Source organism: Marinovum algicola (assembly GCF_900109145.1).
Taxonomy (GTDB): Bacteria; Pseudomonadota; Alphaproteobacteria; order Rhodobacterales; family Rhodobacteraceae; genus Marinovum; species Marinovum algicola.
Genome location: NZ_FNYY01000009.1, coordinates 123,220 through 146,296 on the forward strand (window position 1 = coordinate 123,220; position 23,077 = coordinate 146,296).

The 23,077-nt window shown below is 65.0% G+C and carries 21 protein-coding genes; 2 read left to right on the forward strand and 19 right to left on the reverse strand.

Annotated elements, in window-relative coordinates; all coding sequences use genetic code 11:
• Positions 1-18: 18 nt before the first annotated feature.
• The 6 genes from BMW90_RS13785 to BMW90_RS13810 form a co-directional block, all read right to left on the reverse strand.
• Positions 19-828, reverse strand: a complete 810-nt coding sequence (locus tag BMW90_RS13785) for a helix-turn-helix domain-containing protein (RefSeq protein WP_074837117.1) — start codon at positions 826-828, stop codon at positions 19-21.
• A gap of 197 nt (positions 829-1,025) precedes the next feature.
• Positions 1,026-2,108: an ABC transporter ATP-binding protein gene (locus tag BMW90_RS13790; RefSeq protein WP_048534997.1), complete on the reverse strand. Its 1,083-nt coding sequence runs from the start codon at positions 2,106-2,108 to the stop codon at positions 1,026-1,028.
• 10 nt (positions 2,109-2,118) lie between these two features.
• Positions 2,119-2,943, reverse strand: a complete 825-nt coding sequence (locus BMW90_RS13795; protein WP_048534995.1) for a carbohydrate ABC transporter permease — start codon at positions 2,941-2,943, stop codon at positions 2,119-2,121.
• A gap of 4 nt (positions 2,944-2,947) precedes the next feature.
• The gene (locus BMW90_RS13800; RefSeq protein ID WP_244526510.1) at positions 2,948-3,841 is read right to left on the reverse strand and encodes a carbohydrate ABC transporter permease; all 894 of its coding nucleotides are present in this window, start codon (positions 3,839-3,841) and stop codon (positions 2,948-2,950) included.
• An 80-nt stretch (positions 3,842-3,921) separates the two neighbouring features.
• Positions 3,922-5,178 carry an ABC transporter substrate-binding protein gene (locus BMW90_RS13805; RefSeq protein WP_074837119.1) on the reverse strand — a complete coding sequence of 419 codons (1,257 nt, stop codon included), beginning with the start codon at positions 5,176-5,178 and terminating at the stop codon, positions 3,922-3,924.
• A 28-nt stretch (positions 5,179-5,206) separates the two neighbouring features.
• Positions 5,207-5,974 (reverse strand): helix-turn-helix domain-containing protein, encoded by a 768-nt coding sequence (locus tag BMW90_RS13810; RefSeq protein WP_083416052.1) that lies wholly within the window; start codon positions 5,972-5,974, stop codon positions 5,207-5,209.
• Positions 5,975-6,063: 89 nt separating this feature from the next.
• Between BMW90_RS13810 and BMW90_RS13815 the strand changes: the two genes are divergently transcribed.
• Positions 6,064-7,608: a sulfatase family protein gene (locus BMW90_RS13815; protein ID WP_074837121.1), complete on the forward strand. Its 1,545-nt coding sequence runs from the start codon at positions 6,064-6,066 to the stop codon at positions 7,606-7,608.
• Entirely contained in the window at positions 7,609-8,553 is a 945-nt protein-coding gene (locus BMW90_RS13820; protein ID WP_074837122.1) for a DUF4432 family protein, read from the forward strand.
• Between the two features lie 51 nt (positions 8,554-8,604).
• Here the strand turns inward: BMW90_RS13820 and BMW90_RS13825 are convergent, their stop codons facing one another.
• The 13 genes from BMW90_RS13825 to BMW90_RS13885 form a co-directional block, all read right to left on the reverse strand.
• Positions 8,605-10,116: an aldehyde dehydrogenase (NADP(+)) gene (locus BMW90_RS13825; RefSeq protein ID WP_074837123.1), complete on the reverse strand. Its 1,512-nt coding sequence runs from the start codon at positions 10,114-10,116 to the stop codon at positions 8,605-8,607.
• Positions 10,113-10,853: a GntR family transcriptional regulator gene (locus BMW90_RS13830; RefSeq protein ID WP_074837124.1), complete on the reverse strand. Its 741-nt coding sequence runs from the start codon at positions 10,851-10,853 to the stop codon at positions 10,113-10,115. The genes BMW90_RS13825 and BMW90_RS13830 overlap by 4 nt, the downstream gene beginning before the upstream one ends.
• A 1-nt stretch (position 10,854) precedes the next feature.
• Positions 10,855-11,766, reverse strand: coding sequence for a dihydrodipicolinate synthase family protein (locus BMW90_RS13835; protein WP_074837125.1), 912 nt, complete (start codon positions 11,764-11,766; stop codon positions 10,855-10,857).
• Positions 11,763-12,938, reverse strand: a complete 1,176-nt coding sequence (locus BMW90_RS13840; RefSeq protein ID WP_074837126.1) for an L-rhamnonate dehydratase — start codon at positions 12,936-12,938, stop codon at positions 11,763-11,765. Before BMW90_RS13840 ends, BMW90_RS13835 begins: the two co-directional genes overlap by 4 nt.
• Before the next feature lie 190 nt (positions 12,939-13,128).
• On the reverse strand, positions 13,129-14,193 hold the full coding sequence (locus tag BMW90_RS13845) for an ABC transporter ATP-binding protein (protein ID WP_048534979.1): 1,065 nt from the start codon (positions 14,191-14,193) through the stop codon (positions 13,129-13,131).
• 1 nt (position 14,194) lies between these two features.
• A complete protein-coding gene (locus BMW90_RS13850; protein WP_074837127.1) occupies positions 14,195-15,121 on the reverse strand; it encodes a DUF4432 family protein in 927 nt (308 codons plus the stop codon).
• On the reverse strand, positions 15,118-16,650 hold the full coding sequence (locus tag BMW90_RS13855; RefSeq protein ID WP_074837128.1) for a sulfatase: 1,533 nt from the start codon (positions 16,648-16,650) through the stop codon (positions 15,118-15,120). The genes BMW90_RS13850 and BMW90_RS13855 overlap by 4 nt, the downstream gene beginning before the upstream one ends.
• 9 nt (positions 16,651-16,659) lie before the next feature.
• Positions 16,660-17,544 (reverse strand): carbohydrate ABC transporter permease, encoded by an 885-nt coding sequence (locus tag BMW90_RS13860; protein WP_048534974.1) that lies wholly within the window; start codon positions 17,542-17,544, stop codon positions 16,660-16,662.
• Positions 17,541-18,416, reverse strand: coding sequence for a carbohydrate ABC transporter permease (locus BMW90_RS13865; RefSeq protein ID WP_074837129.1), 876 nt, complete (start codon positions 18,414-18,416; stop codon positions 17,541-17,543). Before BMW90_RS13865 ends, BMW90_RS13860 begins: the two co-directional genes overlap by 4 nt.
• Before the next feature lie 55 nt (positions 18,417-18,471).
• On the reverse strand, positions 18,472-19,776 hold the full coding sequence (locus tag BMW90_RS13870) for an extracellular solute-binding protein (RefSeq protein ID WP_074837130.1): 1,305 nt from the start codon (positions 19,774-19,776) through the stop codon (positions 18,472-18,474).
• Between the two features lie 184 nt (positions 19,777-19,960).
• Positions 19,961-20,881, reverse strand: a complete 921-nt coding sequence (locus BMW90_RS13875; RefSeq protein WP_074837131.1) for a LysR family transcriptional regulator — start codon at positions 20,879-20,881, stop codon at positions 19,961-19,963.
• A gap of 100 nt (positions 20,882-20,981) precedes the next feature.
• A complete protein-coding gene (locus tag BMW90_RS13880) occupies positions 20,982-22,532 on the reverse strand; it encodes a TRAP transporter large permease (RefSeq protein ID WP_074837132.1) in 1,551 nt (516 codons plus the stop codon).
• The gene (locus tag BMW90_RS13885) at positions 22,529-23,026 is read right to left on the reverse strand and encodes a TRAP transporter small permease subunit (RefSeq protein WP_048534965.1); all 498 of its coding nucleotides are present in this window, start codon (positions 23,024-23,026) and stop codon (positions 22,529-22,531) included. The genes BMW90_RS13880 and BMW90_RS13885 overlap by 4 nt, the downstream gene beginning before the upstream one ends.
• Between the last annotated feature and the right edge of the window lie 51 nt (positions 23,027-23,077).

A 23,077-nucleotide genomic window follows, 5' to 3' on the forward strand; every position in this document is an offset into this window, starting at 1 on the left:
TCAGTTGCACCGTCTCCGTTATCCTCCTCGGAGCGGCATGGATTGATGTTTCGGCCGCAACCGGTTCGCGGCGCTCTCGGCCGAGACCAGCTCGGCCAACTCGTCCCGCGCCTCGAGCAGCGCGGCGCGATAGGTGTCTTCGTCGCCATTGGCGCGCTCGGCCGGTTCGGCCAGCGCGAGCAGATGCAGAAAAGTGCCCTCGGGATCCTCGATCACTGTGGCAAAGCGGCGGATGCCGACGTGGTTGCCGACTTGATCGGCGGCAAAGGCGTCATTGCGCATGTCTTCGAGCGCCTGCCGCACCGTCGCCACTTGGAGCCAGGACGTGGCCTGGCCGGGCGTGTACTGGGTCTCGAAGAAGCCGTCGGTATAAAAACGCGCCTCGACTTCGTCCCAGTCGAGCCGGCTGAGATAGAGTTTGGAGAGCACGTCAAGCTCGTAAAGCGACCGGCGGAAGCCGACGTTGGCACGGATCATCACCTCGGGATCGGGGTGGTCGGTCTTGGAATGCCAGAGCAGCTCGTGCCCGGCGACCACCACGACCTCGGCCGAGACGCCAAGCTTTTCCGAAAGCGCGCGCATCGTTTCGTCGAGCTTGGCAAGGTAGGTCTCCGACATCGGCACGTTGCGGTCGAGCCGAAAGTTGCGGACGCAGAACTTTTCACTGGTCCGGAACAGATAGCCCCAATCCGACAGCGACTTGATGATCCGATTGAGCGTCGCCGGCGACAGCCCGCAGTCGCGGGCGATGTCGACCTGCTTCAAAGGTCCCGGACCCGCAGCCATGATGTACTCCAGTACTTGCAAGGTTCGTTCAGTCGGATTCATCTCGTTATTTCCTATTTGGAATTCTGTATTCCAATAATGAAATTTATATGACTTATGACGAATCCTGCTCCTGTTGTCAATCCTCGTCCGGCCGGAACAGGATGCGGCGGCAGCGGCCCACGCGAAAACAAGCCCCCCCATCGGCCATTCGATGCGGGGGCTCTTGAGGTCAAAGCCGCGGACGCGGGCCCTTTCGGTCAGTCGCGAAGGGCGACACCGGTGTCGGCATCAAAGACGTGCAATTGTGCTGCCGTCAGCGCGATGGCCACCCGATCGCCCTGCACCGGGTGATCGGTGCCGCCGACCCGCGCCAGAAGCCGCGCCTTGCCCACACCGAGGCTGAGCAGCGCATCGGCACCCAGCAGCTCGTCAAGCAGAACTTCGGCCTGATAGTCCAGATCGCCCTGCGGCTGGCCGCCGGCGGTCACGGCGATATGTTCCGGCCGCACGCCGAGCCTGACCTGTCGACGGGCGCCGGCATCGACCGGCAGGGACGGCAGGACGAGGCTGCCGCATTCGGTGATCCAGCGCCCGGTGTCGTCGCGCATCAGATCGAGGAAGTTCATTGCCGGGCTGCCGATGAAGCCGGCGACGAATTCATCCGCCGGGCGATCATAGACCTCGCGCGGGGTGCCGACCTGTGCCACCACGCCGCCGTTCATGATGACGATCCGGTCGGCCAGGGTCATCGCCTCCACCTGGTCGTGGGTGACATAAACCGAGGTCGCGCCCAGGCGGTCGTGCAGCTCCTGCAATTCCATCCGCATCTTGACGCGCAGCTTGGCATCGAGGTTCGACAGCGGCTCGTCGAACAGGAAGACATCGGGTGTGCGCACGATGGCGCGGCCGATGGCCACCCGCTGGCGCTGGCCACCCGAAAGCGCGGCGGGCTTTCGGTGCAGGTAGTCGGTGAGGCCCAGAAGCTCGGCGGTGCGGCCCACGCGGTCCTGAATCTCGGCCGCCGGCACCTTTTGCAGCTTCAGCGCCATGGCCATGTTGTCGAACACCGTCTTGTGCGGATAGAGCGCGTAGTTCTGGAACACCATCGCCACGCCGCGATCCTTGGGATCGACATCGTTCATCCGCGTGCCGCCGATCATCAGATCGCCCTTCGTAATGCTTTCCAGCCCGGCGATCATCCTGAGCGTCGTGGATTTGCCGCAGCCCGAGGGCCCCAGCAGGACCAGGAACTCTCCCTCGCGGATTGTCAGGTCGAATTGTTGCACGGCCTCGACGCTGCCATAGGATTTGCCGATACGGTCCAGTTTCACTTCGGTCATTGTCAGGGTCTCACTTGCCTGCGCCAGCGGTCAGCCCGCCGACGATCTGTTTCTGGAAGATGGCGGTGATGATCAGGATCGGCACGATGGCGATCACCGTCGCGGTCGAGATCGTCTCCCACGGAAAGGCGTATTCGCCGGGGTAGAGCGAGATGCCCACCGGCGCGGTGCGCATCGCGTTCTGGGTCATCAGCACCAGCGCCAGCGGAAATTCGTTCCACGAGAAGATGAAGACGATCAGCCCGGTCGCCACGAAGCCGGGCCAGGACAGCGGGATCACGATCGACCAGAAGATGCGGAAGAAGCCCATGCCGTCCATCCGCGCGGCCTCTTCGATTTCGGGCGGCAGCGTGGCGAAATAGCTGGCCAGCATCCAGACTGTGAAGGGCAGGAACAACCCGGTGTGGGCGATGATCAGCCCGGTGTAGGTGTTGAGCAGCCCGAGGTTCAGGAAGGTCTGGAACAGCGACGGCAGCAGCGACACCGGTGGGAACATCGACACCGCGAGGATGAAGACCATCAGCACACCCGCGCGCCGCATCCCCAGCCGCGACAGCGCATAGCCCGCCATGCCGCCGAAGCTCAGCGCCACCACGGTGCAGCCGAGCGCCACGATGAAGGAGTTCAGCACGTAGAGCAGCAGCTCCGGCGAATTGGTGAAGATGTTGATGTAGTTCTTGAGCGTGAAGGGATCGGGCAGGTACTGCGGCGGCCAGGCATAGATGCCCTCGGTCGTTTTCAACGAGGTCAGCACCAGCCAGATGATCGGCAGGAAGGAGATCACCACCGACAGGATCACCAGCGCATAGAGGCCGAAACGGGGACGTTTGGTCATGGCGTCAGTCCTTGTTCCGCAGGGTGAGGATGTAGAGCAGGCTCATGGCGAAGATCACCAGAAACTGCACCACGACGATGGCGGCGCCGTAGTTGAACTCGATGAAGTCGAAGATCACCTTGTAGGCGTAAAGCGACAGGCTCTCGGTGGCGGTCACCGGGCCGCCGTCGGTCAGGTTGAAGGGCAGTTCAAACGTCCGCAGGGCATCCATCGACCGCACGATCAGCGCCACCAGGATCGGCCCTTTCAACAGCGGCAGGGTGATCTCGCGGAACTCCTGCCAGCGGGTCATGCCATCCATGCGGCCCGCTTCATAAAGCTCGCGCGGGATCGATTGCAGCCCGGCGAGGATGATCAGCGCCATGAAACTGGAGGTTTTCCAGACCGCGACGACAACCATCGACCCCATGGCCAGGGTCTCGTCGCCCAGCCAGTTGATCGGCCGATCCACGATCCCGCTTTGCAGGGCGGCGGCATTGAACAACCCGTAATCGGTGTTGTACATCCAGCGCCACATCAGCGTGTTCAGCGCCGTGGGCAGCGCCCAGGGAAACAGCACCGCCAGCCGGGCGATGCCCTTGAAGCGGAAATGTTCGTTCAGCAGCACCGCCAGCCCGATGCCCATCGCCAGCTCCAGCGGGATCGACAGACCGGTGAACACCAGCGTCACCCAAAGCGAATTCCAGAACCGTTCGTTGCCGGCCAGGGTGGCGTAATGCTTGAGGCCGACGAAGCTGTAGGGTTCTGACCCGTCGATACTGGACTGGCCAAAGCTCAGAACGATGGATTGCAGGATCGGATAGACGAGGATCGCAATGATCACGGCCATCGTCGGGGTGATAAAGGCCATGCCCGTCAGGTGCCTGCGCCTGTCGAGCGGGGAAGTCATGTTTGTCATGGGTCCACCGTGGGGGGTGTCAAAGGTCTGCCCGGCGACGGGACGCCGCCGGGAGAGGAGGTGCCGGGAATGTCCGGCTCTTACTCGGACAGAAGCGCGTCAAGCTGCGCCTGCGCGTCGTTCAGCGCCTCTTCCACCGTTTTCTGCCGGTGCAGGGCATTGGTGATCTCGAGCTGCATGATCTCCGACACGCGGGGATACTTGCTGCCCGATCCGGCAGAGGGGCGCACCACGCCGTAATCGTAGTTCTTGCCGAATTTCGCCAGCACCGCGTTGCCCTTCATCGCGTCGTTGTCATAGATGCCGGGGATGGTCGGGGCGCGGTTGTCTTCGACCGCGGCGGTCAGCTGTTGCTCCTGGGCGGTGAAATGCGCCAGGAAGTCCGCTGCGGCCTCTTTGTTGTCCGAGTTCGGATTGATGCCCAGGAACCAGCCACCCATGGTGGTGGAATTGGCATCCTCGTGGCCCTCGAAATAGGGCACGCGGGTGAAGTCGAACTTGCCGGCGACGGGACTGTTGTCGGCGCTCAGCGGCGCGTGCACGAAATCCTGCACCATGAGGAAGGCGGCGCGACCCTGCTGGAACAGGGTGCGGGCGTCGTCGGGGCGGGCGTTGAGGATCGAATCCGGGGTGATCCGGTGTTCGTGCAGCAGATCGACCATGAATTGCGTCGCCTCGATATTGGCGGGCGAATTCACCGCGACATTGCCCTCGGCATCATAGAAGCCGCCGCCATTGCCATTGGCAAAGGCCAGCCAGTTCATGAACAGACCTTCGATCTTGGCCCACATCGAGACAAAACCGTAAAGCTGCGGATTGCCTTCGCCCTCGGTGATGGTCTGCGAGGCGGCCAGCACCTCTTCCCAGGTCTGCGGCACGTCGAGGCCGTATTTTTCAAGCAGGTCGGTGCGATAGAAGAAATGGATGCCATCGGCGTAAAGCGGCAGCGCATGCACCTCGCCATCGACGGTCGAGGCTGCCAGTAGCGAGGGGTTGAAAGCGTCGATAGTGGCCTCGTCGAGCAACCCGTTCAGCGGCTCGAGCCAGCCACGCTGAGCAAATTCGCCGGCCCAGATCACATCCACCGCATAGATATCCGGTGTCGGGCTCTTGGCGGTCAGGCCGGTGACATAAAGCTTGCGGGTCTCGCCCGGCACGTCGGACACCTTGTTCCATTCGATGCTGACATCGGGGTTTTCCGCCGCGTAGCGTTCGATATTGCGCTCGACCGCCGGTCCGTAGCCGCGCGATCCGATGGATAGCACAAGCTCCTGTGCAAAGCCGGGCAGCGCGGTCAGGGCCGCTGCGGTGGCCAAGGCTGATATGGTGAATTTCATGGTGTCCTCCCTATGATTGACTTGCGTCTCAGCCGGTTCTGGCCGGATCCGAGAACGCGCTTTCGATTGCGGATTTCCGGGCCATCAGATGGCCGCGCACATTGGCGACATGCTGCGCCTCGTCACGCACCGGTGTCGCCGCTTCGGCCACGGTCAGCAGGCAGACCATGCCGCCGCCCGGCCCGTGGATGGCAACGCAGTAGCGGCGGATGCCCTTGGCGTTACCCATCATGTCGTATTGCATCTCTGCCGGATCGACGGCGGCGATCATCGCGCGCGCCTCGGCCCAGTCCAGCGACCGCCGGTCCACCCCGGCGGTATAGAACGCGCCGGTGTCCCAGGATTTTTCCAGCGTCTCGACCGGCCGATGCGCCAGCGCCAGCCGCGAGATGGAATCGAGTTCATAGGCGCCGCGCATGAAGCCCGGAAAGGCCCGCAGGCGGATGGCCTGATCGGGGTGCTGCTGCACGATATGCCACAGCATGTTGTGGCCGCTCAGCACCACGACCTCGGCCGCAACGGTCAGCCGGTCGCTCAGAAGCGCGCAGGCATCGGCCAGCATTTCCGGCTCGAGTCCGGGGCAATGCAGCCGCCGCTGAAAGCTGAAATTGGCCATGATCTTGCGGCTGGCGCTGCGGTGCACAAGGCCCAACTCCTGCAATTCGGTGATGATTCGATACCCCGTCGAGGCCGGCAACCCCGAGCGTTCGACGACCTCTTGCGCGCTTAAACCATCGGCTTCGGGGCCGGTCAGGGCCTCCAGGATCGCGATCACTCTGCTTGATGTTCCGGACATTCTTGATTCCTATATCTGGGTTTGTTATTACCACATTTGAGAAAACGGTCAACAGTTGACCTGAAAGACGCTTAGGGACGGAGCCACACGTGAGACCGAATATCCTTTTTATCATGTCCGACGATCATGCCTCCAAGGCGATTTCCGCTTATGGCCACGGCATCAACCAGACCCCCGGCATCGACCGAATCGCCAATGAGGGGATGCGGCTGGATCATTGCTACGTGACCAATTCGATCTGCACGCCGTCGCGCGCGGCGATCCTGACCGGCACCTACAACCACGTGAACGGCGTCACCACGCTCGACACCCATATCGACAACCGCTGGCCGAACGTGGCCAAACATCTGGCGCAATCGGGGTATCAGACCGCGATGGTGGGCAAATGGCATCTGGGCGAAGGCAAGCCGCATGAACCCACCGGCTTCGACTATTGGTCGGTGTTGCCGGGCCAGGGCGATTATTTCGACCCGCTGATGATCGAAATGGGCGAGGAACGGACCGAGCCGGGCTATGTCACCGATATCATTACCGACAAGAGCCTGAACTGGCTGAAAGAGCGCGACAGGGATCGGCCATTCTTCCTGATGTGCCATCACAAGGCCCCGCATCGCAATTTCGAACCCCATCCGCGCGACCGCGACATGTTCGACGGCCGGGATATCAAGGTGCCGGTCACCTATAATGATGATTATGTTAATCGCGCCCGTGCCGCCAAAGAGGCCCGGATGCGGGTGCGGATGGATCTGAAATACGCCGATCTCGGGCTGATCCAGCCCGAAGGCGGCGCCGAGGTGGGCGAACGCTGCACCCCCGGCGATGTCGACCGGCGTGTGCCGCATCCCGAAGATCCGCGCGGGCTGGTTCTGATCGACCGGCACAGTGGCGAGAACTTCACCTTCGAGACGGAAGAGGAGCTCGCCCTGTTCAAGTACCAGCGCTACATGAAACGCTATCTGGCGACGATCCACGCGGTCGATGAAAACGTGGCCCGCATGCTCGACTGGCTGGACGCAGAGGGTTTGGCCGAGAACACCATCGTCATCTATACCTCCGATCAGGGCTTCTTTCTTGGCGAACACGGCTGGTTCGACAAACGTTTCATGTACGAGGAGTCGCTGCAAATGCCCTTCCTCATCCGCTACCCGAAGGCCATCGCCCCCGGCAGCGTGGCCAAGGCGATCGCCACCAACGTCGATTTCGCCCCCACCTTCCTCGATTATGCCGGCCTGCCGGTGCCGAGCTATATGCAGGGCCGGTCGATGCGCCCGGTGCTGGAACGGGACGCGCCCGAGGATTGGCCCGACAGCGCCTATCACCGCTACTGGATGCACAAGGACGAACATCACAACGCCTGGGCGCATTACGGGCTGCGCAGCCATCGCTACAAGCTGATCTACTGGTACAATTCCGATCTCGGCCAGCCCGGCGCCCATGGCCCCGACGAGCCGCCGGAATGGGAGCTGTTCGATTGCGAGACCGACCCGCTGGAACTGGTCAACGTGGCGGATGATCCGGACTATGCCGATGTCTTCGACGAGATGCTGGCGCAGCTTGATGCCCGCATGGCCCAGATCGGCGATGTCCCCGAACATGACAGCAGCGCCGCGCGATCCGCGCGCAGGGCCGCCTGAATGACGGGCCCGGCGCCCCTGCCCGGCCTGCTGCGGCCGGCGCGGCATCGCCTGTCCGAGTTGGTGGGCGATCTGCGGCAACTGGCGTCGGTGCAGCGAATTGCCCTGCGCGACGGCCCCGACCGGGGCCTGCCGCTGCTGGCCTTTTCCACCGGCGGGGGCCTCGATTTCCAGATCAAGGAAAATGGCACGCTGGACATTCGCAGCCTGCACTTTCGTGGCCGTCCCGTCGGCTGGCAGCATCCGGCGGGCGAGCCGGGAAATCGCGAGCGCGCCTTGACCGGTTTCCTTGTGACCTGCGGGCTGGAAAACGTGCGCGCGCCGCGCGCCGGCCTGGCGCAACATGGCTCTCTGGCCATGTCACCGGTGCGTGTCACCGGCGTGGGCGAAGATTGGGCCGCCGCGCAACCGCAGCTTTTCGTCGAAGGCGAAATCATCCAGCCCCAACCCAATGGCGCCGTGTTCCGCCTGCACCGCCGGATCACCGCACCAATCGGCGCGGCCCGTCTGACGATCAGCGACCGGATCGAAAACATCTCGGCCACGGCGGCCGAGATGATGATCCTCTATCATCTCAATTTCGGCTTTCCCGTGGTGCAGCCGGGCTGCACGGTTGCTTTGGGTGCCCGCCGGATTGTCGAAATCGCGGACAGCGAGATCACCTCGGCACCCGGCGCACCAGAGTGCCACCCGGTGGATCCGGCGGCGCAGGTCCGGTTGATCCGCCCGGCCAGCGCGGACTGGCCCGGGCTTGACATCAGGCTCGAATTCGACGGCGCCTCGCTGCCCTATCTGCAAACCTGGCGTGATGCCCGCGCGGGCCGCAACATCCTTGCACTCGAGCCGTGCAATTGCGCGCTTCTGGCCGATGGCACCAGCGGCCCCGGCCCGACCCTGCGGCCCGGCGCGCATTGGCATGGGCAGCTGTCCATGACCTTCGCCTGAAAGTCGCGGCCCTTTCCGCCAGCACCTGGAGCCGCGGAAAGGGTGCCGGGCTCAGAGATCCGCGGGCAGAAGCGCCTCCGGCATGTTCTGGTAACACACAGGTCGCAGGAAACGGCGGATCGACAGGGTGCCGACCGAGGTTGCGCCAAAGTTGGTCGAGGCCGGATACGGGCCGCCGTGTACCATGGTATCGGCCACTTCGACGCCGGTCGGGAAGCCGTTGACCAGCAACCGCCCGGCCTTGCGCTCCACGATGGGCATCAGCCGCCGCGCCGCTTCGGTGTCGCCGTCGTCCATGTGCAGCGTGACGGTCAGCTGCCCGTCGAGCCCTTTCGCCAGTGCCGCCATCTCGTCGGCGCCCTCGACCCGCACCACGAGGCCGAGCGGGCCAAAGACCTCTTCGCCAAGCGCGTGATCGCCGAGATAGACGCTGGCCTCGGTTTCGAAGAGATTGGGCAGCGCCCTGCGGCCCTCGCTGTCGGTGGTGAGCACCGGGCGCACCCCGTTCCGGCCGTCCAGCCGCGCCGTGCCGTCGCGATAGGCATGCGCAATCCCGTCGGTCAGCATGACCTGCGCCGGCGCGTCTTGCAGCGCCTCGGCCGCCGCCCGCACAAAGGCGTCGCCTTCGGCGCCCTGGGCTACCACGGCAATGGCGGGATTGGTGCAGAACTGGCCCGCGCCCATGAGCAGCGATGCCGCCCAGCCTTCGCCGATGGCCGCGCCCCGCGCCTTGACCGCCTCGGGCAGCAGGAACATCGGATTGACCGAGCCCAGCTCGCCGAAAAACGGGATCGGCTCGGGCCGTTGCGCGCAGAGATCGAAGAGCGCCCGCCCGCCGCCGAGCGACCCGGTAAAGCCCACCGCCTTGATCAGCGGATGCTGCACCAGCCGCTGGCCGACATCGCGTTTGCCGCCCTGGATGAAAGAAAAGACGCCCCGGGGCATGGCACATTTTTCCGCCGCCGCCTGCACCGCCTCGGCGACGATCTCCCCGGTGCCGGGATGGGCGGAATGGCCCTTGACCACCACCGGACAGCCGGCCGCCAGCGCCGCCGCGGTGTCGCCGCCGGCGGTGGAGAACGCCAGCGGAAAGTTCGAGGCGCCAAAGACCGCGACCGGGCCGATCGGACGTTGCACCATGCGCAGATCGGGGCGCGGCAGCGGCTGCCGCTCCGGCAGGGCCGCGTCGTGGCGGCGGTCGAGGTAGTCGCCCTCCAGGATATGCGCGGCAAAGAGCCGGAGCTGGCCGGTGGTGCGGCCGCGTTCGCCGTTGAGCCGCGCTTCCGGCAGGCCGGTTTCCCGGCTGCCGATCTCGGTGATCGCCTCGGCGCGGGCCTCGATCTCGTCGGCGATGGCGTTGAGAAAGGCCGCCCGCTCGGCCCGCGTTGTCGCGCCGTAACGCCAGAAGGCCTCTTCCGCCGCCTCGCAGGCCTGATCGACCAGCGCCGGTGTGCCGCGGCTGAAGTCATGCGACGGGCCGTGTGCCGGGTCGGACGCAAAGGTCTGGTCCGAGCCGATCCATTCGCCAGCGATCAGGTGGTTTCCATGCGGGGCAAAGCTCATGCCGGGGTCTCCGTGTCTGGGTTGGGCGACCGGGCGGTGCCGGCGTCCTGAAATACGTTTCTGATGTTTGTGACGGCCGAAGCCAGGTGACGGCGCAGCGCAATGGCGGTCGCCACCGGGTCGCGCTGCGACAGCGCCGCGATGATGGCGCGGTGCTCCGCCAGCGTCTGATCGCGCCCGGCGCGACGCTGCGAGGATTGAAAGCGCGCCCGCCAGAGGCGCGCATTGTATTTGCGGTGGGTGTCGATCAACGGCGCATTGCCGCTGGCTGCGACGATCGCCTCGTGCATCTGCATGTCGAGCTGAAAGGACTCGAGCGGCGAAAGCGTGCCCTCGCCCGCTTCCATCTGCTGTTGATACCCGGCCACCCGGGCTATCTCGGCGTCGGTGATCCGCGTGCAGGCCAGCTCGCCCGCCAGCGCCTCGAGCGCGCCCATCACCACCAGGTTCTGGGCGATTTCCTCGAATGGCGGATTGGCCACCTGCGGCCGTCGGGTGACCGAATATTCGATCAGCCCGTCCTGTTCGAGGATGGTCAGCGCGCGGGTCAGCGGCGTGCGGCTGATCCCGAGCGCCGAGGCCAGATCGCGTTCGGAGATCTGCGCCCCGGCCGGCAGCTTCTCGAGCAGGATCAGCTCGCGCAGCTTGTCGGCCGCGACCTCGACCAGCGTGGCGCGCGGCCGCGCCAGCGTCAGCTCTCCTGTGTCCAGATCGGCGATCTCGGCCTTCCTGCTCATGTCATTTACCCCAGCTCAGAACCACCGGCTCCAGCGGCCGGATCAGCCTGAGTAGGGACTCGCGCGTTTGCGGATGCAATGGCGGGATCGGGTGGCGGCAGAATTCCGAGCCGATCACCCCGCCTTCGACCATCGCCGCCTTGGCCGAACGAAAGCCGCATTGCCGGTTCTCGTGGTTCACCGCCGGCAGCACGCGGGCATAGGCGGCGGTGGCCGCGTCGAGATCGCCGGCGGCGAAAAGGCCCAGCACCGGCTTGATCTGGTCGGGGATCATCGCGCTGGTCATCGCGCCGGTGGCCCCGGCCTCGAGATCGGCCAGCAGGGTGATCGCCTCTTCGCCATCAAACGGGCCCTCGATGGCATCGCCGCCCTCGGCGATCAGCGCGCGCAGCTTGGCGGCGGCCTGCGGACATTCGATCTTGAACAGCTTCACCATCTCGATCTCGCGTGCCATGCGCACCAAGAGCGGCACCGGCAGATCGACCCCCGAGAGCGGCGCATCCTGCACCATGATCGGCAGGCCGACTTCGCCGACCCGGGCGAATTGCTCGAAGGTCTGCGCCGCCGTGCCTTTCAGAAGCGCACCGTGATAGGGCGGCATCATCATCACCATGGCGGCGCCGTGATCCTTGGCATGGCGCGCGCGGTCCACGGCGATCTGCGTGGCGTAATGGCTGATTGTGACGATCACGGGCAGACGTCCGGCCATATGGGCCAGCGACACCTCGGTCAGCCGGCGGCGCTCTTCGTCCGAAATCAGGAATTGCTCGGAGAAATTGGCCAGGATGCAGATGCCGTCGCTGCCCTGATCGACCATGCAGTCGATCACGCGTTTCATGCCCTCGTAATCGACGCTGCCGTCCTCGTGAAAGGGCGTGGGCGCGACAGGCCAGATGCCGGAATAGACGCTCATTCGGTGATCTCGAAATTGTGGAGGTGTTTGTCGGTGATGGAGATGCCAAGGCCGGGGGTTTCATCATCGAGTTGCAGGAAGCCGTCTTCCGCCTCCGGGTCGCCCTCGAAGATGTAGTAAAACAGCTCGTTGCCGACCTCGACGTCGAAGACCGGAAAATATTCGCTGATCGGGCAGTTCGTGTTGGCCATGGTCAGGTGATAGTTGTGCATCTGCCCGGCATGCGGAACGACCGGGATCTGCGCCGCCTCGGCGATGGCGTTGATCTTTTGCGCGGCGGTGATGCCGCCGACCCGGTTGGTGTCATATTGCAGCACGCTGACGGCGCGGCGGTTGATCAACTCGGCGCAGCCGATGACCGAGAATTCATGTTCGCCGCCCGAAATCGGCACGATGCCCATGGCGTTCAGTTCGGCATAACCCGCCACATCGTCGGCAATCACTGGCTCCTCGAGCCAGCGCGGCTCGTATTTCGCCAGTTTCGACAGCATCCGCTTGGCGTAATCGAGGTTCCAGCCCATGTAGCATTCGAGCATCAGGTCGCGGTCATAGCCGATCACCTCGCGCAGCGCCTCGACCCGTTTGAGGTTCTCGCGCATCCCCGCCATGCCGTCCTTGGGGCCATAGCCGAAGCGCGATTTGAAACCGGTATAGCCGTGTTTCATCGCCTCTTCCGCCTCGGCCTGCATGCTCTCGACCGGGCCGGCGTAGAGCTTGGAGTAATAGACCGGGATCTTCTCCTTGGTGCGGCCGCCGAGCAGCTTGAACACCGGCTTGCCCACCAGCTTGCCCATCAAATCCCAGATCGCGATGTCGATGGCAGAGATTGCCGTCATGCCCACGCCCTTGCGGCCCCAGGCGTGGCTGCGGCGGTACATCTTTTCCCAGAGATAGGCGTAATCGAACGGATCCTCGCCCAGAACCAGCGGCGCGAACCATTCGTCGATCGCCTGTTTCACCAGTTTCGGCGCCAGCGCCGCATTGCCGATGCCCACTGTGCCGTCTTCGGTCTCGATCTCGCAGGTCAGCCATTGGTGAAAGCGAAAGCTCTCCATGGCGTCGCCCTTGATCCACAGGGCATCGGACGCATTGGTGCAGAAATTGCCCGACGGCGGCACCGTCGGCCCGGTCCAGCTCCAGACGCGGGTGCGCACGGATTTGATCTTGGTCATCAAGGCCCCTCTCTTGCTCTCCTGCGCGGCGCCAGGCCCGCGCCGCGACTCGTGATGACATGGTCATAGCACGTAATCGGAATTTTGGAATGCCAAAATTCCGAAAAGCCAAAAACCTGTCCCCCGGCGCCGTAAATGCGCCGGGGGACAGGTCATGACTGCCGAAAGAGACTGACGGGAACCGGGGAGTTCAGGCCGCGTCGGCGGCCCCGCCGGCAAAGACCCGGGTGCGCTGCGCATCCGGGGTCAGCCAGACGGTATCGCCGGGCCGCACCGCCAGCCGTTCCGGCGTCAGCACGGTGATCGCCTGCCCGCCCTTGCGCACCAGAAGCTCGGTCGCGGCGCCGGTCGGCTCGACCACCACCACCTCGGCGCTGATCCGCCCGGCCGCGGCCTCAGACGCAATGGTGAAGGCCTCGGGCCGGATGCCCACGGTTGTCCGCCCGGGCGCGGCGGGCGTCGCCAGCCGCAGCGCCTCGCCATCGGCAAACCGCGCCAGGGTGGCCTCGCCGGCGCCCACCTCCAGTTCTAGCAGGTTCATCGTCGGCGAACCGAGGAAGGCGCCGACAAAGGCATTGGCCGGGTTGTCGTAAAGCTCGAGCGGCGTGCCGATCTGTTCGATCTCGCCATCGCGCAGCACGACGATGCGGTCTGCCAGGGTCATCGCCTCGACCTGATCGTGGGTTACATAGATCGTGGTGGTGCGGAGCTTCTGGTGCAGCTCCTTCAGCTCGGCCCGCATCTTGACCCGAAGCTTGGCGTCAAGATTGCTGAGCGGCTCGTCAAACAAGAAGACCTCGGGCTTGCGCACGATGGCACGGCCCATGGCGACGCGCTGCCGCTGGCCGCCCGACAATTGCCGGGGCAACCGGTCGAGGTATGGCCCCAGCCCGAGGATATCCGCCGCCCGGTCGACCTTGGAGCGCCGCTGCGCCTCTTCCTCGCCGGCCAGCCGCAGCGAGAACGACATGTTGTCGGCGCTGCTCATGTGCGGATAGAGCGCGTAGCTCTGAAACACCATCGAGATCCCCCGGTCGCGCGGCGGCACGTCGTTCATCGCCGCGCCGCCGATCTCGAGCGTTCCGGCGCTGATGCTCTCCAGCCCGGCGATCATCCGCAACAGCGTGGACTTGCCGCAGCCCGAGGGGCCGATCAGCACGACAAATTCGCCGTCCTCGATATCGAGAGAGACATCCTTGATGACGTCGACCTTGCCGTAACTCTTGGACAGGCCGTTCAACCGAACATGTGCCATGTCATTCCTCCTGATTGCCGGATGAAAAGGTGTAATGCAGCCGGGTCTGCCAGCTCTCGCCGGGGGCCAGCCAGGTGCCCGGTCCGCTGGTGCCGTCTGCCGCGCGGGCGCAGTTGCAGGGCTCGAGCGCCAGAACGTTGCGGCGCGGCCGGGCATCGCGCCAGATCTGAAAGAACGGCAGATCGCTTTCGATCCGCGCGCCGACGGCGGGCCAGTCGGCAGAGGCCGGCCGGGCGATCCAGGCGACACATCCGCCCGGCACCGGGTGGCAGGTGGTTTCCCGGTCCTCGGCCTGCACTTCCGCGCCATCTAGGTGCAGGGTGGTGTCCTCCGCCACCATCGGAAAGCCGAAATTGGTGTGGTAAAGCACGCGCATCTCGGCCCGCTCCGGCCCGATGTTCTCGACCCGGTCGATCAGCGTCAGCGCGGCCCCGCCCACCGGCGCCTCGATCCGGCGATGCAGCCGGAAACAGGCGCCGCCCATATGCGCCGTGGTCACCACACCTTCGGCAAAAAGCAGCGGATCGGGGCGATCCCAATCCTCGCCACAGGCCGTCACCCGCGCCGGTGTCAGCGGCAGGGTGCCATGCAGCGGCAGGCCGTCACGCGGTTGGCGGACGTTGTCCAGCCCGCAGGTCACCAGAAAGCCCGACAGGGCGCGCTGGATGCCGGTGCCGCCATCGGCCTGCGCATCATGCAGCCCCGGCGCGACGAAGCCCGCCGGATGCTGCCAGGCCAGCGGCATGCCGCGGAAACTCAGCGGGCCGATATCGAGACTGCGATCGGCCAGCAGCCAGAAGGCCAGCCCGCCACCGGTGTCGAAGCTCAGCGCCCGGACCCCGCGTTCCGCCCCGTCATCGAGCGTGATCCGGCGCACGGCGGCCAACTGGCGCAGGTCGGGCACCCTTTCGGCCCAGTCCCGCCTCATGCCGGCACGGCTTCGGGCAGAAGGTCGAGCCTCGCAAAAGCCTCTTCCGGCGCGTCCAGCCCGCGCATCAGATCGGCCATCTGGCCGGCCAGCCGCGCCTCGAGCGCCGGATCGTCAAGCGCCGCCGCCTGCCCCGGGTCGCGCTCCAGATCGAACAGCCGGGTCTCGCTCTCGATCAGGCAGCCGGGGCCATAGGCGTTCCACATCGCCGATTTCTCGCTTACCGGCACCCGCAGCAGCGGCATATCGCGGCTGAAGGGCATCGGGGGCGCAAGCTCGGCGCGGGTCAGCTCTTCGGGATGGAAGAAGTCAAAGATATGCGTCGGCATCAGGGTGTATTGATAAACTTCCTGCTCGGCCATGTCGGGCGGATAGCGGTGATAGCTGTGCCTTCCGTCGGTCAGATTCACCGCCCCGCCGAAATAGCCATAGATCAGCGCCTGATGGGCCGAGGGCTTGCCCGCCAGCATCGGCCGCAGCGAGGGCGCCACCATCTGCGGCGGGCGCGGGGTGTCAAAGAGATCGAGGATGGTGGCCGCCAGATCGGGCGTCTGGCTCAGGCCGTCGACTTGCGTGCCATCGGCCGCCGGATGGCCCGGGTCATGGACAAACATCGGGATCTGCGCGATCTCGCGATAAAGCGTCATGCGGTTCTTGGCCCAGAGATCATGCTCGCCCAACAGGAAGCCGTGATCGGTGGTGACGATCAGCGCCGTATCCTGCCAGAGCCCGTCGCGGTCGAAAGCGTCGAGTACCTGCCCGAGCAATTCGTCGCACATTGCCAGCGAGGCGTGATAGCTGGCGCGCAGCTCCGCCTGTTCTTCCAACGGCCGGTCGCTGTACCCGTATTCCGGCCAATCCAGCGCCGGGCCATCGGCGCGCGCCCCGACGATGTCGCGAAAGCGTTTCGGCGCAAAGAACGGCTCATGCGGGGCAAAGGTCTCGATCTGGAGAAACCAGTTGTCGGCCGCCTTGTTAGCCTCGATGAAGTCCACCCCGGCGGCAAAGGTCTGAAAGCTGGGATGGCCGGCCTCGTCCTCGATGAAATCGCGGTTGACGACGTTGTGGCGCTTGTAGCTGCGCGGCTTGCGCGACACCTGGGCCGGGTCAAAGCGCCGGTCAATCGCCGGCCAGTCCGGCGCCGCGACGCCTTTCCAGCGGTCGCCTTCCTGGCCGCGAAAGAATTCGTGACTATCATAGCGGTTGTGATAGGTGGCGCCGCCATCTTCCCAATAGTGGAAGTGATCGGTGACGAAATGGCTATAGACACCCTTGTCGCGGCTCAGCACCTCGGGGAAGGTCACGTCGAAAGGCTCGATCGGTCCCCAGCTGCGGTGCAGGAACGACATCCGGCCGGTCAAAAGATCCCGCCGCGCCGGCATGCAGGGCATCGAGCCGACATGATGGTTGTCGAACCGCGCACTGCGCGCCGCCAGCCGATCAAAGTTCGGCGTCGGCACCGTATCGCCGCCATAAGGCGAGAGCGCGTGGCGATTGAGCGAGTCGAAGAGGACAAGAACCGTTTTCATGACAAACCCTTATTTCACCGCGCCAGAGGTCAGGCCGCGGACAATGAACCGTTGTGCAAAGAGCAGAAGCAGGAAGGCCGGCAGGATCGACAGGGTCGAGGCCGCCGCCATTTCGGTAAAGGCGATGGTATTTTCCTGGGCATATTTGCCGATGCCAAGCGGCACCGTCGCGGTCTGTCGCTGGCTCAGCACCAGAACCACCGGGAATTCGTTCCAGCTGAAGATGAAGGTCAGGATGCCGGTCGCCGCCAGCCCCGGCCGCACGATGGGAAGCACCACATGCCAGAGGATCTGCGGCACCTTGGCGCCATCGATCTGCGCCGCCTCCACCAGCTCCTTGGGCACGTCGCGGACGAAGACGCCCATCATCCACAGCGCCATCGGCAGGTGCAGCGTGGTGTGAGCGAGGATGATGCCGGTGTAGCTGTTGTCGAGCCCGACCGAGCGGAACATGGTGAACCAGGCGCCCGCCAGGGTGATCGGCGGCACCATGTGAAAGATCACCGACCAGCCGAGCAGCGAATGCAGCACCCAAGCGGGCCATTGCAGGCGGTAGAGCGAAAAGGCCGCCAGCGTCGCGATTACCAGCACGAGGAAGGTGCTGATCAGGCCAATCACCATGGAGTTGGCGAAGTTGCGGGCGAAATCCGAGGTCTTGTCGAAGATCACGTCGAGAAAGCCGTCGAGGTTGGGGGTAAAGAGCACCTTGCCCATCAACAGGTCGATCTGGGTCTTGAAGGCGGCCGAGACGATCCAGAAGAAGGGAAAGAGCACCACCAGCGCAAAGCTCATCAGCACGAGGTGGCGGATCACGCTGACCTGGCGTTCCGATGCGGTGAAGCGGCGGCGGCGCGGCGCGGTCAGCGCGGTGTGGGTGTCGGTCGCATGGGTCATGCCTTGGCTCCTTTGCCGGCGGTGGCGCGGGTGGCGGCGATGATGCCGGCGGCGATGACCGCGATCACCGCAATCGACATGGCGGCGCCATAGCCGGTCTGATCCTCGGTGAAGAACCGGCGGTAGATGGTGAAGCTGATCACTTCGGTCGAGGTGCCGGGCCCGCCGCCGGTGAGCAGGTAGATCTCGTCGAACACCTTGAAGGCCAGGATCATGCGGAACACGAAAGTCACGGCGATCGTCGGCAGCATCAGCGGCAGGGTGATGTGGCGCAGCTGTTGCCAGCGCGAGGCACCGTCGATCTTGGCGGCCTCGAAGATATCATCCGGCAGGCTTTCGAGCCCGGCCAGCAGCAGCAGGAAACAGAACGGCGTCCAGTGCCAGACATCGACGACGATCACCGACAGCAGCGCCAGATCGGGGTTGCCCAGCCAGTCCTGCGGCGCCAGGCCGAGCCAGAGCAGCAGGCTGTTCAGCACCCCGAAATCATAGGAATACATCAGCTTCCAGATCGCGCCGATGATGATGCCGGGCACCAGGATCGGCAGGATGAAAACCGTCCGGTAGAACACGCGCCCGCGCACCACCCGCGTGGTCAGAAGCGCCAGAATGAAACCGATCAGCATCTGAAGCGCCACCGCCACCACGGCAAAGATCAGCGTGTTCAGCGCGCCGGCGCGCAGCAGGTTGTCCTGCGGCAGCCTGGCGTAATTGGCCAGCCCGACCCAGTCCCAGACGGCTTCGCGGTTGATCCATTCCACATCGTGGAAGCTCAGCGCCAGCAGTTTGATCAGCGGCAAGATGGTGAGCAGCGCAAACAGGACAAGCGCAGGCCAGAGCGTCGCGTGACGCCAGAAGGTATCGGTTTTCATCGGTGGGCTCCGTGAATTTCGGCGGCCGCGGGCAGTGCCGCGACCACCAGGGAGGTTACTGGAGCAGTTCAGGCGCGGGAATGTCGTAACCGGCGTCCTGCATGACCTTGGTGATCTCTTCGGCGGCGGTGTTCAGCGCCTCCTTCAACGGCATCTCGCCGCCGATCGCCTGGTTGAGCCGCAGTTCGGTGATCGCCAGAACCTGGGTCGCCTCGGGAAAGGTGAAGGTCAGCCGCGCATTGGGCAGCGCCTCGGCCATCGCCTTCATCCAGCGGTATTCCGGTTGATCGGCCATCTCGCTTTCCAGCACCGCCCGGCTGACCGGCATCGAACCGGCCTCGGCATAGGCGCGCTGCGCGGCGTCGGTCTGGAACCAGCTCAGGAAGGCCAGCGCCGCCTGCTTGTTGTCGTCCGAGATATTCTTGGGCACGCCGGCCAGCCAATGGCCCAGCGGCGTGGCCGAGGGGATCTCGGCGGTGCCCGGCGGCGGCGCATAGGCCACCTGGCCCACAACCATCGACTTGCTTTCGTCGTCGAACAGCCCCGGGGCCGGCACCGAATTGATATGCGCCGCGCGCCCCGTCGCCATGTTCTGGATCACATTGGTCTGGGTTTGGCCGGCGGTCGAGGGGTGGCCGACGTCATTGGCCAGCTTCAGATAGGTTTCCATCCCCGCCAGAGTGCCCTCCGAGTTGATCGAGACCTGGAAGCTGCCATCGTCCTGCTGATCGACGATACCGCCGCCATGCGACCAGATGTAGGGAAAGACGTCATAGGTCACGTCGAATGTGCCGCGCTGGCCACGCTGCGAAATACCGTACCGGCGGTCGGTTTGCAGGGTCTTGGCGTTCTCGTAGAGCTCATCCCAGGTCTTGGGCACGGAAAGGCCGGCCTCGTCATAGAGATCCTGCCGATAGTGCAGGATCAGCACGTTGGGATTGACCGGAACGCTCAGCAGATCGCCGCCGTCGCAGGTGATCGTCTTGGCCTCAGCGTTCCAGCAGGTGCTGTCGTCGAAGGTGTAGATGTCGTCGGAGAGCTCGAAAGAGGCGTCGATCTCTTGCAGCGGCGCGATGAAACCGCCGGTGTAGAACTCGACGAAAAAGCCGGCGTTCATGATCAGGATGTCAAACGGGCTCTCATCGGCGCGCACGGCGGTGCGCTGTTTCTCGAGGCTGCCGGCAAAGGGGTTCACGTCGAGCTCGACGGTATTGCCGGTCTCGTCCTCGTAGGCCTCGACCACGGCCTGAAAGCCGGGGAACCAGGGCGACTGGTTGATGACGATGGTGATCGGCGCCTCTTCGGCCGCCGCAAGCGAGGCGCTCAGCGCCAGGGCGCTGGCGGCAAGTGTCGCGGTCATTCTGCTTTGGTAAGTCATAGATCCTCCCATGGGTCTGAAATGCCAGTGCCTCCCGCACCGATCCGAGGCCAACCTAACTCGCGGCGAGCCATTCCAGAAATGAAAAGAATTCCGGCCTCCATAGCCAATGGCTATGCCACTTCCCCGAATGCTGTCCCCTGCACCGGCCGATTGGCGGTGCGGATCAGTTGAAGGGGTCGGCGGTGCTTTCCTCGATCAGCCGGTCGGCCACCGCCCGCGCCGCCGGGGTCAGCAGGCCCGGTTTGCGATAGATCAGCCCGGCCTGGCGGTTGGTCACCAGATCGGGCACGTCGATCTCGATCAGCCGGCTGCCCTCGGGCGAGAGCAGCTGCGAGCGGGTGGTATAGATCAGCGTGTCGGTCTGCGCCGCATGGGTCAGCAGAAAGGTCAGCGAGGTCGAGACGACATTGGCCCGTGGCGGGGTGAGGCCGAGGCTGATCACCCGGCCGTCGAGCTTGCGCCGGGCCAGGGTATTGTCGGGCGGCAGCGCCCAGGCCAGCGCCAGCGCCTCGACCGGGGGCACGTTGGTGCGGCCCGCCAGCGGATGCTGCGGCCGGCCGACGCAGATCAGATCATCTGCCGTGAGCAGGTGGAATTCCAGGTTGGCGCTTTCGCTGTCGATCGGCCGTTCCGCAACGACGAAATCCAGCGTGCCGGTGGCCAGCCCGCGCAGCAGCGAGCTGTCGAAACCGGTCTGCACCTCGACCTGCACGTCGGGCCGCTGTTCGGTAATCCGGCTGATCGCCTCGGGCAGCTTGCGCCGTACCCAGGACGGCCCGGCGCCGATCCGCACATGCCCGCCCTGGCCTTCGCGCAACTGGGCGATTTCATCGGCGGCGTCGCGCACCTGGGCCATCACCACCCCGGCATGTTCCGCCAGCCGGACCCCGATCGGCGTCAGCGTGATGCCATGGGCGTGGCGTTCCAGCAGCGGCGTGCCGACCTGATCCTCGAGCAGCTTCAGGGCTTTCGACAGCGTCGGCTGGGCGACGTTCAGCTCGGATGCGGCGCGGGTGATGTTGCCGGTCTGGGCGGTGCGAAAGAAATAGCCGAGAAGGCGCAGATCGAAATTGCGGGGGTGCATGTTTCCCTCTCCCTTGCGCGCATGGCCGACGCCGGGACCATAAGCCGCCCGAGGGCCGGGCGCAAAGGGGCATTGCCGCCTTCTCGTGCGCCACCTGCGGCTAGAACATCACCCGCGGCAGCCAGGTGGCCAGCGCCGGGAAGAACCAGACGACAGCCACGCCGATGGCCTGCAAGACGATGAACGGCAGGACCCCGCGATAGATATGGCCCGTGGTGACCTCGGGCGGGGCCGCCCCCCGCAGATAGAACAGCGAAAATCCGAAGGGCGGCGTCAGGAACGAGGTTTGCAGGTTAATGGCCAGGACGATGCCAAGCCAGATCGGATCATGGCCGAGCAGGATCAGCGTCGGCACCACCAGCGGCAGCACGATGACCGAGATTTCGACGAAATCGAGGAAGAACCCCATGAAGAAGACGATCACCATGGTCACCAGCAGCGCCCCGGTTGCGCCGCCCGGCAGGTTCTCCAGCCAATGCGCGACCCGCTCTTCGCCGCCAAGCCCGATGAACACCAGCGAGAACATGCCGGCGGCGAGGATGGTGGCAAAGATCATCGCCGTCATGGTCATGGTCGAGGCCACCGCCCCATGCACCACCCGGTCGCGCAGCAGGTTGTTCAGGGCGGCCAGGATGCCGGTCACCCCGACCAGGGTCAGAACGATGTACAGCCCGCCGGCCAAGTAGGCGCCTGTCCCCAGATCGCCGCGCTGCAACCGCACCGGAAACAGCCCCGCCGCGATCGCCAGAACGATCAGCGCCGCCGCCGCGACGGCGATCACCCCCCGGTGCCGCCCGCGCCGCGCCCCCGCCAGCAGGAGCGCACCCACCGCGCCCACCGCCGCCGCTTCGGTCGGAGTGGCCAGCCCGCCGAGGATCGAGCCCAGCACCGCAAAGATCAGCAGCACCGGCGGCACGATGGCGCCCAGCACCTCGGGGCGTGACGGCCGCGGAAGATCCGCCGGTGCCGGCGGCATGTCGTCGGGGCGCAGCACGCCGCGGGCCAGCACATAGATCAGATAGAGTGAGACGAGCACGAGGCCGGGGACCAGCGCGGCGGCAAAGAACTGGCCGACCGACAGCGCCTCGACCGCGAATTTGCCCTGTTCGTATTGCGCCTGCTGATAGGCGTTCGACATCACGTCGGCGAGGATGATCAAAAGCGTCGAGGGCGGGATGATCTGGCCCAGGGTGCCGGCGGTGCAGACGATGCCCGAGGCGACACGCGGGTCATAACCCGAGCGCAGCATGGTGGGCAGCGCAATCATTCCCATGGCCACAACCGTCGCCCCGACGATTCCGGTCGAAGCGGCGAGCAGCGCGCCCACTAGCACCACCGAGATGCCAAGCCCGCCGCGCAACTGGCCGAAGGCGCGCCCCATGGTATCCAGCAGCTCTTCGGCAATGCGGCTTTTTTCCAAGAGCGCGCCCATCAGGACAAACAGCGGAATGGCGATCAGCACCTGGTTCGAGATCAGCCCAAACACCCGTTGCCCGAAAGCGCCCAGAAGCGAGATGTCCATCGCGCCCAGAGCCCAGCCCAGATAGGCAAAGAGCACCGCGACACCGGCAATCGAAAAGGCCACCGGAAAGCCCGACAGGATCGCCACCACGAGAGCCGCGAACATCAGAAGATCGAGAGTGTCGCTCATGCCGCGTCCTCATTGGCAAATAGCCGCGCGAGGATCGCCAGCGATTGCAGCGCCACCAGCGCGCAGAACAGCGGGATCAGCGATTTCAGCAGGAACACCGCCTCGATCCCGCCAACCGAGATCGGGCCCTCGAGAATGCGCCAGGAGTTGCGCACCGACGGCCAGGACCACCAGGCCAGCGCCGCCATCGATGGCAGCAGGAAAAGAAGATGCCCGGCAATGTCGATGCGGCGCCGGGCAGCCGGCGTGACCTTGGCATAGAAGATGTCGACCCGGACGTGCTTGTCCACCAAGAGCGTGTATCCGGCCGCCAGCATGAACAGCATGGCATGCAGGTAGAGCACGCTTTCCTGCACCCAGATCGAGTTCACGCCAAAGACATAGCGCCCGATCACGATGCCGAACTGGATCAACACCATGGCCAGGGCAAACCAGCGCAGCACCCGGGCGACACCCCGGTTCAGCCCATCGATCAAGCCTGCAAGTCTCAGCATCCGCCACCTCTTCCCGTCGCGACAGGGCCGCGCGCGAGGGACATGCCCCCG

Excerpts from the sequence above, each read along its gene's own strand:
- BMW90_RS13785 (WP_074837117.1), bottom strand. The coding sequence starts at position 828 with ATGAATCCGACTGAACGAACCTTGCAAGTACTGGAGTACATCATGGCT.
- BMW90_RS13790 (WP_048534997.1), bottom strand. The coding sequence starts at position 2,108 with ATGACCGAAGTGAAACTGGACCGTATCGGCAAATCCTATGGCAGCGTC.
- BMW90_RS13795 (WP_048534995.1), bottom strand. The coding sequence starts at position 2,943 with ATGACCAAACGTCCCCGTTTCGGCCTCTATGCGCTGGTGATCCTGTCG.
- BMW90_RS13800 (WP_244526510.1), bottom strand. The coding sequence starts at position 3,841 with ATGACAAACATGACTTCCCCGCTCGACAGGCGCAGGCACCTGACGGGC.
- BMW90_RS13805 (WP_074837119.1), bottom strand. The coding sequence starts at position 5,178 with ATGAAATTCACCATATCAGCCTTGGCCACCGCAGCGGCCCTGACCGCG.
- BMW90_RS13810 (WP_083416052.1), bottom strand. The coding sequence starts at position 5,974 with ATGTCCGGAACATCAAGCAGAGTGATCGCGATCCTGGAGGCCCTGACC.
- BMW90_RS13820 (WP_074837122.1), top strand. The coding sequence starts at position 7,609 with ATGACGGGCCCGGCGCCCCTGCCCGGCCTGCTGCGGCCGGCGCGGCAT.
- BMW90_RS13825 (WP_074837123.1), bottom strand. The coding sequence starts at position 10,116 with ATGAGCTTTGCCCCGCATGGAAACCACCTGATCGCTGGCGAATGGATC.
- BMW90_RS13830 (WP_074837124.1), bottom strand. The coding sequence starts at position 10,853 with ATGAGCAGGAAGGCCGAGATCGCCGATCTGGACACAGGAGAGCTGACG.
- BMW90_RS13835 (WP_074837125.1), bottom strand. The coding sequence starts at position 11,766 with ATGAGCGTCTATTCCGGCATCTGGCCTGTCGCGCCCACGCCCTTTCAC.
- BMW90_RS13840 (WP_074837126.1), bottom strand. The coding sequence starts at position 12,938 with ATGACCAAGATCAAATCCGTGCGCACCCGCGTCTGGAGCTGGACCGGG.
- BMW90_RS13845 (WP_048534979.1), bottom strand. The coding sequence starts at position 14,193 with ATGGCACATGTTCGGTTGAACGGCCTGTCCAAGAGTTACGGCAAGGTC.
- BMW90_RS13850 (WP_074837127.1), bottom strand. The coding sequence starts at position 15,121 with ATGAGGCGGGACTGGGCCGAAAGGGTGCCCGACCTGCGCCAGTTGGCC.
- BMW90_RS13855 (WP_074837128.1), bottom strand. The coding sequence starts at position 16,650 with ATGAAAACGGTTCTTGTCCTCTTCGACTCGCTCAATCGCCACGCGCTC.
- BMW90_RS13860 (WP_048534974.1), bottom strand. The coding sequence starts at position 17,544 with ATGACCCATGCGACCGACACCCACACCGCGCTGACCGCGCCGCGCCGC.
- BMW90_RS13865 (WP_074837129.1), bottom strand. The coding sequence starts at position 18,416 with ATGAAAACCGATACCTTCTGGCGTCACGCGACGCTCTGGCCTGCGCTT.
- BMW90_RS13870 (WP_074837130.1), bottom strand. The coding sequence starts at position 19,776 with ATGACCGCGACACTTGCCGCCAGCGCCCTGGCGCTGAGCGCCTCGCTT.
- BMW90_RS13875 (WP_074837131.1), bottom strand. The coding sequence starts at position 20,881 with ATGCACCCCCGCAATTTCGATCTGCGCCTTCTCGGCTATTTCTTTCGC.
- BMW90_RS13880 (WP_074837132.1), bottom strand. The coding sequence starts at position 22,532 with ATGAGCGACACTCTCGATCTTCTGATGTTCGCGGCTCTCGTGGTGGCG.
- BMW90_RS13885 (WP_048534965.1), bottom strand. The coding sequence starts at position 23,026 with ATGCTGAGACTTGCAGGCTTGATCGATGGGCTGAACCGGGGTGTCGCC.